At 72.1% G+C, this 15,387-nt stretch carries 13 protein-coding genes; 7 read left to right on the forward strand and 6 right to left on the reverse strand.

Going from position 1 to position 15,387, the window contains the following annotated elements; translation table 11 throughout:
- Window positions 1-76 precede the first annotated feature (76 nt).
- Window positions 77-985 carry a DUF4429 domain-containing protein gene (locus tag ACW9TB_RS01295; RefSeq protein WP_472746030.1) on the forward strand — a complete coding sequence of 303 codons (909 nt, stop codon included), beginning with the start codon at window positions 77-79 and terminating at the stop codon, window positions 983-985.
- A 39-nt stretch (window positions 986-1,024) separates the two neighbouring features.
- Here the strand turns inward: ACW9TB_RS01295 and ACW9TB_RS01300 are convergent, their stop codons facing one another.
- The 4 genes from ACW9TB_RS01300 to ACW9TB_RS01315 form a co-directional block, all read right to left on the reverse strand.
- The gene (locus ACW9TB_RS01300) at window positions 1,025-1,750 is read right to left on the reverse strand and encodes an HNH endonuclease family protein (RefSeq protein ID WP_472746031.1); all 726 of its coding nucleotides are present in this window, start codon (window positions 1,748-1,750) and stop codon (window positions 1,025-1,027) included.
- A gap of 107 nt (window positions 1,751-1,857) precedes the next feature.
- On the reverse strand, window positions 1,858-2,526 hold the full coding sequence (locus ACW9TB_RS01305) for a response regulator (RefSeq protein ID WP_472746032.1): 669 nt from the start codon (window positions 2,524-2,526) through the stop codon (window positions 1,858-1,860).
- Entirely contained in the window at window positions 2,523-5,096 is a 2,574-nt protein-coding gene (locus ACW9TB_RS01310; RefSeq protein ID WP_472746033.1) for a sensor histidine kinase, read from the reverse strand. Before ACW9TB_RS01310 ends, ACW9TB_RS01305 begins: the two co-directional genes overlap by 4 nt.
- 112 nt (window positions 5,097-5,208) lie before the next feature.
- Window positions 5,209-6,174 (reverse strand): magnesium transporter CorA family protein, encoded by a 966-nt coding sequence (locus ACW9TB_RS01315; protein ID WP_472746034.1) that lies wholly within the window; start codon window positions 6,172-6,174, stop codon window positions 5,209-5,211.
- Window positions 6,175-6,536: 362 nt separating this feature from the next.
- Between ACW9TB_RS01315 and ACW9TB_RS01320 the strand changes: the two genes are divergently transcribed.
- Entirely contained in the window at window positions 6,537-6,986 is a 450-nt protein-coding gene (locus ACW9TB_RS01320) for a hypothetical protein (protein WP_472746035.1), read from the forward strand.
- Here ACW9TB_RS01320 and ACW9TB_RS01325 read toward each other — a convergent pair.
- On the reverse strand, window positions 6,983-8,230 hold the full coding sequence (locus ACW9TB_RS01325; protein ID WP_472746036.1) for a benzoate/H(+) symporter BenE family transporter: 1,248 nt from the start codon (window positions 8,228-8,230) through the stop codon (window positions 6,983-6,985). The genes ACW9TB_RS01320 and ACW9TB_RS01325 overlap by 4 nt on opposite strands.
- Window positions 8,231-8,303: 73 nt before the next feature.
- Here ACW9TB_RS01325 and ACW9TB_RS01330 point away from each other — a divergent pair, with 73 nt between their 5' ends.
- A complete protein-coding gene (locus tag ACW9TB_RS01330) occupies window positions 8,304-8,897 on the forward strand; it encodes a helix-turn-helix domain-containing protein (protein ID WP_472746037.1) in 594 nt (197 codons plus the stop codon).
- Between the two features lie 62 nt (window positions 8,898-8,959).
- Window positions 8,960-10,177 (forward strand): MFS transporter, encoded by a 1,218-nt coding sequence (locus ACW9TB_RS01335; protein ID WP_472746038.1) that lies wholly within the window; start codon window positions 8,960-8,962, stop codon window positions 10,175-10,177.
- A gap of 57 nt (window positions 10,178-10,234) precedes the next feature.
- Here the strand turns inward: ACW9TB_RS01335 and ACW9TB_RS01340 are convergent, their stop codons facing one another.
- Window positions 10,235-10,981, reverse strand: a complete 747-nt coding sequence (locus tag ACW9TB_RS01340) for an MBL fold metallo-hydrolase (protein ID WP_472746039.1) — start codon at window positions 10,979-10,981, stop codon at window positions 10,235-10,237.
- A gap of 161 nt (window positions 10,982-11,142) precedes the next feature.
- On the opposite strand from ACW9TB_RS01340, the gene rho reads away from it, so the two are divergent.
- The 3 genes from rho to ACW9TB_RS01355 all read left to right on the forward strand — a co-directional run bounded on the left by rho (window position 11,143) and on the right by ACW9TB_RS01355 (window position 15,351).
- Window positions 11,143-12,393 (forward strand): transcription termination factor Rho, encoded by a 1,251-nt coding sequence (gene rho / locus ACW9TB_RS01345; RefSeq protein ID WP_472746040.1) that lies wholly within the window; start codon window positions 11,143-11,145, stop codon window positions 12,391-12,393.
- A gap of 106 nt (window positions 12,394-12,499) precedes the next feature.
- Window positions 12,500-13,408, forward strand: coding sequence for a putative RNA methyltransferase (locus tag ACW9TB_RS01350; protein WP_472746041.1), 909 nt, complete (start codon window positions 12,500-12,502; stop codon window positions 13,406-13,408).
- 176 nt (window positions 13,409-13,584) lie between these two features.
- The gene (locus ACW9TB_RS01355) at window positions 13,585-15,351 is read left to right on the forward strand and encodes a S9 family peptidase (RefSeq protein WP_472746042.1); all 1,767 of its coding nucleotides are present in this window, start codon (window positions 13,585-13,587) and stop codon (window positions 15,349-15,351) included.
- Window positions 15,352-15,387 lie beyond the last annotated feature (36 nt).

Raw genomic sequence — 15,387 nt, forward strand, 5'->3', positions numbered from 1 at the left:
GCGATGCACCACCGGTCCGGGACGATTCGGTCACTTCATCGCGCGGCGGGTGACCGGCTCGCCATACGATCACCGTATGGCGGAGGTCATGGTGCGCGACGGAACCTGGACGTTCGACGGCGAGATACTGCGGATCGTGCCCGGCCGCGATCGGAGTGTGAAGAAGCTGCGACAGCTGCTGGGCGAGGTGCGGGTGCCGCTGGAGGCGGTGGCCGGCATCGCGTACGAGCCCGGCAAGAAGGGCGGCAGGCTGCGGTTGCGCCTGCGGGAGGGCGCCGACCCGTTCAGCCAGGCGGCACGCGGGCGGATCGCCGACGCCGCCGACCCCTACCAGCTGGTCGTGGACGCCGACCGTACCGGCGTCGCGGAGTATTTCGTCGACGAGGTGCGCAACGCGCTGGTGATCGAGCAGGTGCCGGACGGCCCCTCGGAGCGCTATCTCATGCCGGGCCCGGCGCTGCCCGTGGTGGTTCCCGCGGGTGACGGCACGGCGACGTTCGACGGCGAGTCGATCCGCCTCGAATGGAACTGGTCCACGGAGGAGGCCAAGAAGTCGGCCGGTCCCCAGCGGCTCGCGCTGAAGGACCTCAACGACGTGGAGTGGTTCCCGACCGCGGGCCTGGAGAACGGCTACCTCCGTTTCCACGTGAAGGGCACGGCACCGCACAAGCTCGCTCCCAAGCACGACCCGAACTGCCTGGTCCTGTGGGGCTTCGACAAGGAGACCCGCACGACGGCGATGCTCGTCGCCGCGATCCTCGCCAGGCTGCCGCATCCCTCGGACGCCCGCCTGGCGCCCGCCGGGCCCCCGGCGATCGAGGCCCCCGCGACACCCGTGGCACCCGCTGCCGCCTCGGCCTCCTCGGGCGACGACCCGGACTCGCTCCTGCGCCGCCTGCGCGAGCTCGGCGAACTGCGTAAGGACGGCATCCTCACCGAGGAGGAGTTCACCACCGCCAAGCAGGCCCTGCTCCGCCGCTTCTGAACGGCCGCCCAGAGGGACGGCCGTCCGGAGAAACGGGGGTCACCGGCACTGGGCGAGCATGACCTTCTTGTCCGCGCGGGTCACCGGCAGGTCGTACTTCACGGCCACTTGGGCGAAGCGGACGACGTAGGCGCAGCGGACCCCGCGTACGGGAGGCAGCCAGGACGCCGGGCCCGAGCCGCCCTTGGCCTCGTTGGCGTCGCCGTACACCGGGAGGAGGTTGAGCGGGTCGTTGGCGATGCGCCTCCGCTTGGACAGCGGCCAGCGGGAGGCGCCCATCCGCCACTCGTAGGACAGCGGGACCACGTGGTCGACCTGGATCTCGTCGGAGCGCTTCTTGGTCCAGCGGACGACCCGGCCGGTGTAGGGGTCGCGCAGTCTCATGGAGACGACCACGCAGCCGGATCCACGGCGGTAGCGCACGTCCTCGCCGTCGCGGGCCAGCAGGTCGTCGCGGGTACCGCAGCCGTTGCGCGCGTACGGCACCCCTTTGGCGGTGTCGGCCCAGTTCTCGCCGAACCTGGCCCGGCTGTAGCCCGCCTTGGACCCCATCGGCCTGACCCGGAGCCTCTTGATCAGCCTGACGGCGGTGCCCCGGTCACCGGCCGACCTGACGGGCGCGAGGCCGGGGCCCACGCCGTCGGGGTTGTCCAGCGGCGCGACCCGGGCCGGCGCGGCCCGCGCACGCGTGTCACCGCCGTGTGTCGACACTGAGAAGAGCACCGCGGCGGCGAGCATCACGGTGACCACCCCCCGCGTGCTCACCCATGGCCTCCAGAAGGGTCTACGGGCTCGTTCTTGACCGATTCCCGGTAGTCCCCCGGTTGACACAAGGGTGTCCGCTGGTTGAGACCGCGCCCGGAGATGGCCGGTCAGGGCTGGAAGCGGTAGCCCATGCCCGGTTCGGTGAGCAGGTGGACCGGGTGGGCGGGGTCGCGCTCCAGTTTCTTGCGCATCTGGGCCATGTACTGGCGGAGGTAGTTGGTCTCCTTGCCGTAGGCGGCTCCCCAGACGTCGTTCAGCAGGCGGCGCTGGGTGATCAGCTTGCCGGGGTTGCGGACCAGGATCTCCAGCAGGCGCCACTCGGTGGGCGTCAGCCGTACGCCGCCGGAGACGGTCTTGCCCACCAGGTCCACCTCGTGCTCGCCGATCACGAACCGGGCCGGTTCCTCCTCGGGGGCGAAGGTGCGGCGCGACACCGCGCGGATCCTGGCGAGCAGCTCGTCGACGCCGAACGGCTTGATCACGTAGTCGTCCGCGCCCGCGTCCAGGGCCTCCACCTTGTCGTGGCCCTCGGCCCGGCCCGACAGCACGATGATCGGGACGCTGGTCCAGCCGCGCAGCCCGTGGATGACGTCCACCCCGTCCATGTCGGGCAGGCCGAGGTCGAGCACGACCAGGTCGGGGTGCCAGTCGGCGGCCTGGCGCAGGGCCGCGGCGCCGTCGGCGGCCACGGCCACCTCGTACCCCCGGGCGGTCAGGTTGATCCGCAGCGCCCGCAGGAGCTGGGGCTCGTCGTCGACGACGAGGATGCGCGTCACGGGTCCTCCTCGGGTGCGGGCGCGGCCCGCGGGAAGACGGGCAGGGTCAGGATCATGGTGAGGCCACCGCCCGGTGTCTCGTCCGGTACGAGGGTGCCGCCCATGGCCTCGGCCAGCCCCCGGGAGAGCGCGAGGCCGAGCCCGACGCCGGTGGCGTTGTCGCGGTCGCCGAGCCGCTGGAAGGGCATGAAGACCCGGTCGCGCGCCTCCTCGGGGATGCCGGGCCCCCGGTCGACGACCCTGATCTCCACGTACTCGCCGTCGTCGCCGTCCTCCACGCTCGCGCCGATCAGCACGGCGACGCCCGGCGGGCTGTGGCGGACGGCGTTGGAGACGAGGTTGACCAGTACGCGTTCGAGCAGCGCGGGGTCGGCGGCGATCTCCGGGAGGTCCTCGGGCAGGCGCTCACGCGCCCGGTCGCGGAGCGGGCCCAGGTCGTCGACGACCCGGGGGACGATGTCCTCGAGCGCGGTCGGCTCCAGCGTGAGCCCGAGCACCCCCGCCTGCAACCGGCTCATGTCGAGCAGGTTCGCGACGAGGCGGTCCAGCTTGGTCAGGGACTCGTCGGCGGTGGCGAGCAGCTCCGCGCTGTCCTCCGGTGACCAGTCGACGTCGGTGGCGCGCAGCCCCTCCACGGCGGCCCTGGCCGAGGCGAGCGGGGTGCGTAGGTCGTGGCTGACCGCGGCGAGCAGCGCGGTACGCATCTTGTCGGCCTCGGCGAGCGGGCGCAGCCGTCCCGCCTGCTCGGCGAGGCGCTGGTGGCGCAGCGCCACCGCCGCCTCGGCGGCGAACGCCTCCAGCACCCTGCGGCCGGACGCCCCGGGCAGCCACCCGTGTACGGCCAGCACGAGGTCGTCGTCGACGACCACGTCGATGTCGGCGACGCCGGGACGGGTGGACGGCTCCCCGCCCCCGGTCGCCACGATCCGCCAGCCGTCCGAGGCGTCCGGCGCGCCTGACGGATCGGACGAGGCTCCGGGCCGGCGTTCCAGAAGGGTGACGGAGGCCAGCCCGAAGGTCTCCCTGAGCCGGGAGAGCAGGGACGGCAGCGCCGCCTCGCCCCGCAGCACGTATCCGGCGAGGGTCGCCAGCACCTCGGCCTCCGCGCCCGCGCGGGCGGCCTCCCTGGCGCGGCGGGCCGCCAGGTCGACGACCGCGCTCACCATGATCGCGACCAGCACGTAGACGACCAGGGCGAGCAGGTTCTCCGGCCGCGTCACGGCCAGCGAGTGGAACGGCGGCGTGAAGAACCAGTTGAGGAGCGCGAAACCGGCCACCGCGGCGCTGATCGCGGGCCACATGCCACCGGCCAGCGCGACGCAGACCACCATCAGCAGGAACAGCAGTATCACGCTCGGCAGCGTCGTCGCCTCCCGGAACTCCAGGAGGGCGGCGGTGAGCAGCGGGAGCCCGAGCAGTGCCGTACCCCACCCGGCCAGCCTGCGGGAACGGGTGAGCGCGGCGCGCGAGGGGCGGCGTCCGCCGAACTCCCCGGCCCCCTCATGGGTGATCATGTGAACGTCGACGGTCCCCGAGTACGCGGCCGTGGTCACGCCGACTCCCCGGGAGAGGATCCGCGCGAGCCACCCGCGCCGGGAGACCCCCAGCACCAGCTGCGTGGCGTTCACCCGCCGGGCGAACTCCAGCAGCGCCCGCGACACGTTGTCCCCCACCACCTGGTGGTAACCGCCGCCCAGGCTCTCCACCAGCGCGCGCTGCCGGGCCAGGTGCGCCGGGTCGGCGCCCGCGAGCCCGTCGGCCATCGTCACGTGCACCGCCAGCAGGTCCGCCCGCGGGGACCTGGCCGCGATCCGCGCCGCCCTGCGCACCAGGGTCTCCCCCTCCGGGCCTCCCGCCAGCGCCACCACCACCCGTTCCCGGGTCTCCCACACCCCGGCGACGCGGTGCTCGGCGCGGTAGCGGTCGAGCTGGTCGTCGACCTTGCCCGCCACCCACAGCAGCGCCAGCTCGCGCAGCGCCGTCAGGTTGCCCAGCTGGAAGTACTTCGCCAGGGCCGCGTCCGCCTTCTCCGGCGCGTACACGTTGCCGTGCGCCACCCGGCGGCGCAACGCCTCAGGGGCCATGTCGACCAGCTCCACCTGCCCGGCCCGCCGCACCACCTCGTCGGGCACCGTCTCGCGCTGGACCACCCCGGTGATCTCCTCGACCGCGTCGCGGAGCGACTCCAGGTGCTGGACGTTGACGGTGGAGACGACGTCGATCCCGGACTCCAGGATCTCCTCCACGTCCTGCCAGCGCTTGACGTTGCGCGAGCCCGGCACGTTGGTGTGGGCCAGCTCGTCGACGAGGACGACCCCCGGCCGCCTGGCGATGACGGCGTCGACGTCCAGCTCACCGAACACGGCCCCGCGGTACTCCGCCGCCGCGCGCGGGACGACCTCCATCCCCTCCAGCAGCTTCTCGACGCGCTCCCGCCCGTGCGTCTCCACCAGCCCGACCACCACATCGGTGCCGCGTTCCGCGCGCCGCCGCCCCTCGGCCAGCATCGCGAAGGTCTTGCCCACGCCGGGGGCCGCCCCCAGGTAGACGCGCAGCCGTCCGCGTGCCATGCAGCCCGTCCCTCACCGATCGCCGATCCCCGCTCTCCCCTGAGGCCAGGCTACGGCGGACGGTCTCCCCGCCGATCGGGTGACCCGGCGGGCGGCGGGGAGGGCGGCCGGGTCAGAGCCAGTTGCGCTTCTTGAACGCCCGGTAGAGCAGGACCGTGCCCACGATGATCAGGATCGTGGACGTCCAGAACCCGATCGACTGGTCGTAGCCGGGGTAGGGCACGTTCTGCCCGTAGAAACCGGTGATCATCGTGGGCACGGCGATGATGGCCGCCCAGCTGGTGATCTTCTTCATGATGTCGTTGAGCCGGAACCCCTGCTGGTTCATGTGGGCCTCGCGGACGTTGCTCACCAGGTCCTGTAGGGACTCGCTCCACTCCGCGGTGCGCAGGGTGTGGTCGTAGATGTCCTGGTAGTACGGGGCCAGCTTGGGATCCATCACGTCCTGCCTGCGCAGCAGGCTGCCCACGACCTCGCGCGTCGGCACCGCGAGCCGCCGGAAGCGCACCAGTTTCTTGTGCATCTCGAAGGTCCGGCGCTGGATGTGCGGCATGTCCCCGGGGTTGTCCTGGAAGAGGTCGTCCTCCAGCTCCTCGACCCGGTCGTCCACCCCCTGCAGCACGTCGAAGTAGCCGTCCACGATGTAGTCGAGGAGCCCGTGCAGCAGGTACGGCACCCCGAACTTGACCATGACGGAGTTGGCGTCCCAGCGCCTGAGCACCTCGTTGATGTCGAACTCGGGGTTCTCCCTCACGGTGACCAGGGCGTTCTTGGTCGCGAAGATCGAGACTTCGATGAAGTCGATCCCCTTGTCCATGAGCCTCGCCGCGTAGACGGTGATGAACAGGTGACTGTCGTAGGTGTCGAGCTTGGGGCGCTGCTGGCTGTGCAGCGCGTCCTCGACGGCCAGGGGGTGGAGGCCCAGCTCCTCGCTGATCTTCGCCAGGTCCGCCTGCGTGGGAGAACAGAGGTCGAACCAGACAACGGCGGACTCGTCTCCCACGTGCTCGGAGATGTCGTCGATGGGAAAGCCCTCGGCCTCCAGGACGCCGTTGCGATACAGGCGGGTACGGTCCATGGGCGTCAACCCTAGACCCGTCGCGACGGGCCGGAAATCTCCGGGAGATCCATATTCTCACCCTGCGCGAAGACCCCGGACGACGGCCGTGACCCCCTGCGCCGCCGAGGAGGGAACCGGCCGTCCGGACAGGACTTCCCCGCGCGGGACGGTTGCGGACGGAACGGGACCGGAGGGTGCCGAGAGCGGTGTCCGCGGGGTCCCCCGGAGGCCTGTCCGTCAACATTCCGCGGCAACCATCGGGATCCGATGAATAATCCCGCTCGCCGGGGGCAGCAGTGGCTGTCACAACAGCCAAAGCCTGAGGTGGTAGCCACATGATAGTGCTGGGACTTCTCTTGATCGTACTCGCGGGTGCGACTGTGATCGCGGTTTCCTGGGACGAGACCGCGGCGTCGACCACCACCGCCTCGTTCACGATCTTCGACCGCCTGTTCCAGCTGACCCAGCTGGAGCTCTTCTTCGCCGGTGTGGCCACGGGAGCGGTCTTCCTGCTCGGCCTGGGAATCATGTTCTCCGGCATGCGGCGCTCGGCCGCGCACCGTCGCAGGCTCCGCGCCTCGCGGACGGAGGCGCGTGACCGCGTCACCCGTCTGGAGGAGGAGAAGCGAGAGCTGGAGCGCAAGCTCGAAACGGCTCCCGCGACCGCGACGGCCACCCCGGCCGCCCCGGCCCCCGTGGTCGACCGCGACCGCGACGGCGTCGACGACCGTGTCGAGGACACCGCGCCCCACCCCCGGGTCGACGTGCCCCGCCAGTCCTCCACCGACCAGCTCGTGGCCGGTCGCCACGGGCGCTCGGACCGCCACTAGTCCACGTCCTCTTTCAGCCGGTGCGGCCCGCGGGCCGCACCGGCTGAGGCGTGTCCGGGCCCCTCCTCGTCCTGCAAGGTTCGGAGGGTTCTCCCGCCACGGCGCGGACGGTGCAGGAGTGTCATGAGCCCGCCCGCGACGAGCCCCCAGAAGGCGGCGCCCACGCCCAGGATCGTCAGTCCCGACGCGGTGACCACGAAGGTGACGGCCGCGGCCTCCCTGCCCTCGGGGTCGGCGACGGCGGAGGCGACGGCCGAGGCGAGCGCGCCGAGCAGAGCGAGCCCGGCGACGGCCTCGACGAGCAGCGGCGGGGAGAGCAGGACGAGCGCGGTGGCCAGCCCGGAGCCGACGCCGAGGACGATCGTCGAGACGCCCGAGGTGACCGAGGCGATCCACCGGCGGGCCGGATCGGGGTCGGCGTCGGGCCCCGCGGCCAGCGCGGCGCTGATCGCCGCCAGGTTCACCGCGTGGCCGCCCAGCGGGGCACCGAGCGTGCTCGCCAGGCCGGTGGAGACGAGGATCCCGCGCAGCGGGGGACGGTAGCCGTACCCGGCGAGGACCGCCATGCCCGGCACGTTCTGCGAGGCCATGGTGACCAGGAACAGCGGGAGCGCGACGCTGACCATCGCCTGGGCGCTCCAGGACGGGACGGTCACCTCAAGCACCGGCCGCACGTCCACCGCCCCCAGCCCCGGACCGGTCAGGGCGATGGCCGCGACGGCGACGAGGAGGGCCACCGGGACCGCCCACCTGCGGGCGAACCTGCTCAGCAGCGCCCAGGTGAGCACGACGGGACCCGCCATCAGCGGTATCTCGGCGAGCGCCCTGACCGGCGCGACACACAGGTTGAGCAGCACCCCGGCGAGCATGGCACCGGCGATCGGCGTGGGGATGGCCGCGATCCACCGGCCCAGGACGGGGAAGAGACCGGCGGCGGTGAGAAGGAGTCCCGAGACCGCGAACGCCCCGACCGCGGCGGGAAACCCGCCCTCCACGGGCCCGGTCGCGACCAGCAGCGCCGCCCCCGGGGTGGACCAGGCCACGACGATCGGGACGCGCTGCCGCAGGCTCAGCCAGACGGCCACCAGGCCGACGGCCACGCACAGGACGAGCAGCCCGGACGCCGCCTGCCGCTGGTCGGCGCCCACGGCCCTGAGCCCCGCCAGGACCACGGAGAAGGAGCTGGCGAAACCGACCACCGAGGTCACGACTCCGGCCAGCACGGGTTGAAGCAGGCGTGTCATTTCCGGTCCTCGCGAGGGGAGTGGCGCCACCCGTTCCGTAAACGGAACGGGTCTCGTGCTGCACGATAGCCCCATGGACTCCGGAGCACAAAGCCCCAAACCCGACGTGGACGGCGGCACGCTCGACATCGGGCGGCGGATTCGCGGGCTGCGCGAGGAGCGCGGCATCTCCCTGTCCGCCCTCGCCCGGGGCGCCGGGGTCGGCAAGGCCACGCTCTCCGGCCTGGAGAACGGCACCCGCAACCCCACCCTGGAGACCCTCTGGGCGATCACCGCCGAGCTCGGCGTCCCCCTGGCGATGGCCGTCGGCACCCCGCCGCCGGTGGACGCGGGCGGGAGCGAGGTGACCGGGGGGATTCCCGTCGTCCACGGGACGGCCGTCGCGGGGACGCTGCTCCAGGTCTTCGAGGACGAGAAGGTCACGTACGAGCTCTACCGGCTGGTGATCCGCGCGGGGGCGACGCAGGTCTCGCCCGCGCACCACGAGGGCGTCACCGAGCACGTGACCGTCTTCGCCGGAACGCTCGACGCGGGGCCGGCCGGGGCTCCCCTGCGGGCCGGTCCCGGCGAGCACATCTCCTGGCGGTCGGACGTCCCGCACACGTACGCCGTCCTCGGTGACCGGGACGTCCACGCCAGCCTGCTCATCCGCTACCCGCGCCGCTGAACCCGGCGACCCCCGTGGACCCGATCACATCTTTAAAACACCTAAAACGTAATATTTACCCCATGACACCACGGTCCATGGCGATCCTCTTCTGGGCCACGGGTGTACTCGCCTACGTCGTCGCCGTCTTCCACAGGCAGTCGCTGGGCGTGGCGGGCATCGAGGCGGCGGCGAGGCTCGGCGTCGGCGCGGCGGGGCTCTCGGTCCTGGCCATGTGCCAGCTGCTGGTCTACGCGGGCATGCAGGTACCCGTCGGGATGCTGGTCGACCGGCTCGGTTCCAAGCGCATGCTGGTCCTGGGGGCCGTGGTGATGGCCTGCGGCGAGCTCGTCTTCGCCCTGGCCGGAGGGCTGCTGCCGGGGATCGCCGGGCGGGCGCTGATCGGCTGCGGGGACGCGATGACGTTCATCAGCGTGATCAGGCTGGTCGGCCTCTCCTTCCCCCCGCACCGCAACCCGCTGATGGTCCAGCTCACCGGCCTGCTCGGCCAGCTCGGCGCGATCGCCTCCGCGGTGCCCCTCATCCACTCCCTGCACACGTACGGCTGGACGCCGACCTTCATGGGCGCCGCCGTCGTGGGTGTGGTCTCCGCGTTCCTGCTGGTCACAGTGCTGCGCGACGCCCGCCCCGAGCGTACGGGGGAGCCGCCGAGCCTGAAGGCGGCCTGGGCCGAGCCTGGCACCCGGCTGGGCATGTGGACCCACGCGGCCACCCAGTGCTCGGCCGCGGCGTTCCTGCTGCTGTGGGGATATCCGTTCCTGGTCCAGGGGCAGGGACTGACCCCCGAGACGGCGGGCCTGCTGCTCACCACGCTGACCCTGTGCGGCATGGCGTGCGGGCCGCTGCTCGGCTATCTCGCGGGGCGGTTCCCCTTCCACCGCTCCCGGATGGTGCTCATCGTGATCGGCACCACCGCCGGGGCGTGGACCGTCGTACTGGCCTGGCCGGGACGGGCACCGCTCTGGCTGCTGGTGGCGCTCGTGGTGGTGCTGGCGGCCAACGGCCCCGGGTCGATGATCGGCTTCGACTACGCCAGGACCTTCAACCCGGCCACCCGGATCGGCGCGGCCACCGGCATCGTGAACGGCGGCGGCTTCGTCGCGTCCGTGTCGGTGATCGCCCTGATCGGCGTCACCCTCGACCTCATGGGCGACAACGGCCTGGACGCCTTCCGGTGGGCGTTCGCCACGCAGTATCCGATCTGGGCACTGGGCGTCGTCCAGGTCCTCCGCTACCGGGGCAAGGCGCGGCGGCGCCCGGCCGGGCAGGTGAGCTCCTGACGACCTCGCCCGGCCCCTCGGTACGGCGAGGAGACTCCGCACCGGAGGGGCCCCGGTTCAGACGATCTTCGTGAAGGGCTCGGCGAAGTGGGCGGTGCCGATCGTCCCGCCCTCCGCCCTGACCCGGTCGAGCAGCTCCGTACGCGTGACGGCGGCCAGCTCGGGGTCGGCGTCGTAGAGGTAGTGCACCCGCGGGTCCTCCAACTGCACCGGGTGCAGCACCACGTCGCCGGTCAGCACCAGGTCACCGACCTGGACGACCTGGTGGCCCGGGGTGTGCCCCGGCGTGAGCAGGACCCGGATGCCGGGCAGCACCTCCGCCCCGCCGTCCACCGCGTGCACCCGCTCGCCCAACGGCCGGACGACGTGGTCGAGGATCGCCTCGCCCGCCGCGTCGATCTCGGCGCGCTGCAGGACGTGCCGGGCGTTGGCGAAGACCGGCGCCCCCGCGACCACCGCGCCGCTCGCGTGGTCGCTGTGCAGGTGCGTGATGACCACGGCGTCCACCTCGCCGAAGGTCACCCCCACTCGGGCCAGCTCCGCGCCCAGGACGCCGGGCACCGGCGCCCAGCTCGCCGCGGGCGAGTCGCAGGGGCCGATGCCGGTGTCGACCAGCACCGTGCGGCCCGCCGCGTCGCGCAGCAGGTAGCAGTGGAAGTGCAGGATCCACTCGTCCGACTCGCCGTGGCGGCCCCCGGGGAACATCTGCGACATCGGACGCCGGATCGCGTCGCCCATCGGCCCCACCGCGTCGCACAGCGGGAACACCTCGACCCCGGCGACCGTTATGGACTGGTGTAGCATTCGCGCTCCTGTTCGGGATGTGGCAAGGGTGCTACCGTGATACCGGGCGTGACGCACCGCTGGCTAGGCCGCGTGCGAGGATCCGCCCCCGTCTCTCGCTTTTCTCTCATCACCGCTCCTGTCTCAGGCGTGCGGTCCCCATCTCCCGTGAAAGGTCATCCATGACCGCGGAACCCGTTTTCAAAGAACCCATCGCTTTCAAAGAACCCACCGTCGAGAAAATCACCGCCAAGAAGGTCCCTCGTCCCCGCGGGGGTGACGCGGGCACCACCGGAAAGGCCTCTCGCGGGAACGGCGCGGCCACGACCGGCCGGACCTCCGGCCGCGACGCCCCCGTCGAGACCGTGACCGGCCTGCTCGACATCCGCGACCGTACCGGATATGTCCGGACCAACGGCTACCTGCCCTCCCCGCGCGACGTCCGCGTGCCCCACTCCCAGATCTCCGAGTACGGCCTGCGCCCCGGCGACCACGTCGTGGCCACCGCACGTGCCCCGTACGAGAGGCTGGAGGGGGTGGAGAGCGTGAACGGCGCCGCGCCCCGGCGGCACAGGCCCGACTTCGCGGACATGACCCCGATCCACCCGCGCGACCGGCTCCGCCTGGAGACCGGATCGCTGACCGGCAGGGTCGTCGACCTGTTCGCGCCGATCGGCAAGGGCCAGCGCGGGCTGATCGTCGCCCCGCCCAAGGCGGGCAAGACGATGGTCCTCCAGGACCTGGCCGCCGCGATCACCGCCAACCACCCGGACTGCCACCTCATGGTCGTGCTCGTCGGCGAGCGCCCCGAGGAGGTCACCGAGATGCGCGAGTCCATCCACGGCGAGGTCGCCGCGTCCACGTTCGACCGCCCCGACCGCGACCACACCGCCGTCGCCGAACTCGCCGTCGAACGCGCCAAGCGCCTCGCGGAGGCCGGGCACGACGTCGTCCTGCTCCTCGACTCCCTCACCCGGCTCGCCCGCGCGTACAACAACCTCGCCCCGGGCGGCGGGCGCACCCTCGCCGGGGGCATCGACGCCACGGCCCTGCTCCCCCCGCGCCGCTTCTTCGGCGCCGCGCGCAACCTGCGCGACGGCGGCTCGCTGACCATCCTCGCCACCGCGCTGGTCGAGACCGGCTCGCGGATGGACGACAGCCTCTTCGAGGAGTTCAAGGGCACCGGCAACATGGAGCTGCGCCTCAGCCGCGCCCTCGCCGACAAGCGCCTCTATCCCGCCGTCGACCTCGACGCCTCGGGCACCCGCCGCGAGGAGATCCTCCTCGACCCCCGGGAACGGCAGCTCACCTGGCGGCTGCGCCGCACGCTGGGCGGCCTGGAGAGGCAGCAGGCCCTGGAGCTCCTCACCGGCAGGCTCAGCGAGACCCCCTCCAACGCGGCCTTCCTCCAGCAGATCCAGCAGACCGCCTGACCCCCGCGAGCCGCGCGGGCCGCGCGTCCGGCACGACGGCGTCCGGCACGACGGTCCGGCTCCGGCGGGAAGGCCCGGCTCCGGCGGGACGCGAGATGATGGGGAGATGCTGGACGATGTCGTCGAACACCTCGCCTGCCCGGTCTGCGGAAGCTCGCTGGAGCTCGGGGAGCGGGTCCTCAGGTGCGCCCTGGGGCACGGCTTCGACGTGGCCAGGCAGGGATACGTCAGCCTGCTGACCGGGTCGCGGGTGCCGGGAACGGCCGACAGCGCGCCCATGGTGGCGGCCAGGGAGGCGTTCCTCGGCGCCGGGCACTACGCCCCCCTGGCGGAGGCGATCGCCGACGCCTGCCGTACCGGCGCGAAACCGGTGACGGACGCCGATACCCTCCGCACGGGCGCGAAGTCGGTAACGGACGCCGACTCCCGCCGTACGGGCGTGAAGGTGGTGGCGGACGCCGGGGCCGGGACGGGTTACTACCTCGCGCGGGTGCTCGACGGGCTGCCGGGAGCCGTCGGGGTGGCGCTGGACGTTTCCAAACACGCGATCAGGCGGGCCGCGCGGGCGCATTCCCGGCTGGGGGCGGTGGTGGCCGACGTGTGGAGGCCGCTGCCGCTGGGAGATGACACGATAGATGTGCTTCTCAATGTGTTCGCCCCGAGAAATGGGGCAGAGTTCGCACGAGTGCTCAAGGGGGATGGTGAGCTCGTAGTGGTCACGCCCACCTCACGGCACCTCGCGCCACTGGTGGAGCGGCTGGGGCTCCTGTCGGTGGACGAATCGAAGGAGCGGCGGATGGCGGAGAGCCTGAGCGAGCACTTCATCGAGACCGGCCGGAGCACTCTCGCGTTCGAGATGGTCCTGGGGCATGATGCGGTCGAGGCGGTCGTGGGAATGGGCCCCAGCGCCTGGCATACGGATCCGGAAGTTATGCGAAGAAGGATCGTAGAACTTCCAGAAAAGAGCTCCGTGGAGGCTTGTTTCCGTATGTCTATCTTTAAGCACCGCCTGTGAGCAAGCTGTGTGCTTGACAGCCACCTTCGGGGCACCTGTTACTGATGTGACTTTTAGTCCGAAATTCCCAGACATTACTCAAGCAATTACCCGGTGAAGACGCCATACTGGACCGCAATCCGGCGAGCCCGCGCCTGGACGCGTGAAGCTGACGCCTTGACGGAGGGAAGCGCCATATGAAGGCGGAGGAGCGCTGGCAGGCCAGGTTCCGTGCGCCGCGCGCGACGTTGCCCGTGTGGGCGGGCCAGGCTCCCAGCCGGTCCGTCTACCGCAGCAACGCCTCGGGGGCCTGGGAGGTCTACGCCTGGGACCGCGCGGGTGGCTCCACCCGCCAGGCGACCTCGCGCCCCAAGGGCACCTCGCACGGCGCGATCGATCCCACCGGGCAGTGGATCTGGTGGTTCGACGACACCGACGGCGACGAGTGGGGCCGGTGGATGCGCCAGCCCTTCTACGGCGGCCCCGACCAGCCGATCGACCTCGCCCCCGGCTTCCCCGCCGGGCTTGGGCTCTCGGCCACGGGCGACGCGGTCATCGGCATGGCCAGGCCGGGGCAGGGCTTCACCATCCATCTCGTACAGCCGGGCGAGCCCGCGCGGACGATCTACGAGCACACCGAGGCGGCGGCCGTCTCCGCGGTCTCCCTGGACGGCTCGCTGATCGCGATCAGCCACAGCGAGCGCGGCGACGCCCGGCATCCCGGGCTGCGGGTGCTCCGGCGCAACGGCGAGGTCGTCGGCGACCTGCACGACGAGCCCGGCAAGGGGGTCGTCGGCCTGCGCTTCGCACCGGTGTCGGGAGACCGCCGCCTGCTCACCCTGCACGAGCGCAGGGGCCGCCGCGAGCCCCTCGTCTGGGACCCCGAGACCGGCGACCAGCGGGAGATCTGGCTGCGCGACCCGGGCGAGATCACCGCCGACTGGTACGACGACGGCCGCTCGCTGCTCGTCGTGCGGGGCAACCGGGGCCGCACCTACCTGACCCGCTACGACCTTCCCGGCGGCGGGTTCTTCCCGATCGAGACCCAGCACGGCGTGATCGACGCCGCCGCGCCCCGCCCCGACGGCTCCGTCGAGTACTCCTGGTCCAGCGGGGCCCACCCGCCGCTGATCCGGTCGACCAGCGGCCACGTGGTGATGAACCACGGCGGCCCCACCTCGCCCCCGTCGGTCCCGGTCGAGGACGTGGACGTGGAGGGGCCCGGTGGCCGCATCCACGCCCTGGTCTCGCGCCCCGGACGCGGCTCCGGCCCCTTCCCCACGGTCTTCATGCTGCACGGCGGGCCCACCGCGCAGGACGACGACTCCTTCGTGCCCCAGGTGGCCGCCTGGGTGGACCTCGGCTTCGCGGTCGTACGGGTCAACTACCGGGGGTCCACCGGCTACGGCTCCGCCTGGCGGAACGCCCTGCACGGCGACGTCGGGCACATCGAGCTGGCCGACGTGGCCGCCGTCAGGGACGCCATGGTCGACCGCGGCGTCTGCGACCCCGACCGGCTGGTGCTGTCCGGCGCCTCCTGGGGCGGCTACCTCACGCTGCTCGGCCTGGGCACCCAGCCCAAGATGTGGGCGGCGGGGATCGCCACGGTGCCGATCGCCGACCACCTCGCCACCTACGAGGAGGAGACCGAGGCGCTGCGCTCCTACCACCGCGCGCTGCTCGGCGGCTCCCCCGAGGAGCAGCGCGAGCGGTACGTGAACAGCTCGCCGATCACCTACGTCGACCAGGTCGAGGCGCCGCTGCTGATCCTCGCCGGGGAGAACGACCCGCGCTGCCCGATCGGGCAGATCGAGGCGTACGTGGGGCGGCTCGCCGAGCGTGACCACGAGCACCGGGTGTACCGCTACGACGCGGGCCACGGCTCCCTGGTCGTCTCCGAGCGCATCGCGCAGATGTCGGCACAGCTGGAATTCGCCCGAAGGCACGTGAAAACCGACATCTAGCCCGTACAACCTCGGGGCCGTACGAGCGGGTGATCC

Source organism: Streptosporangium sp. H13245, from assembly GCF_055690525.1.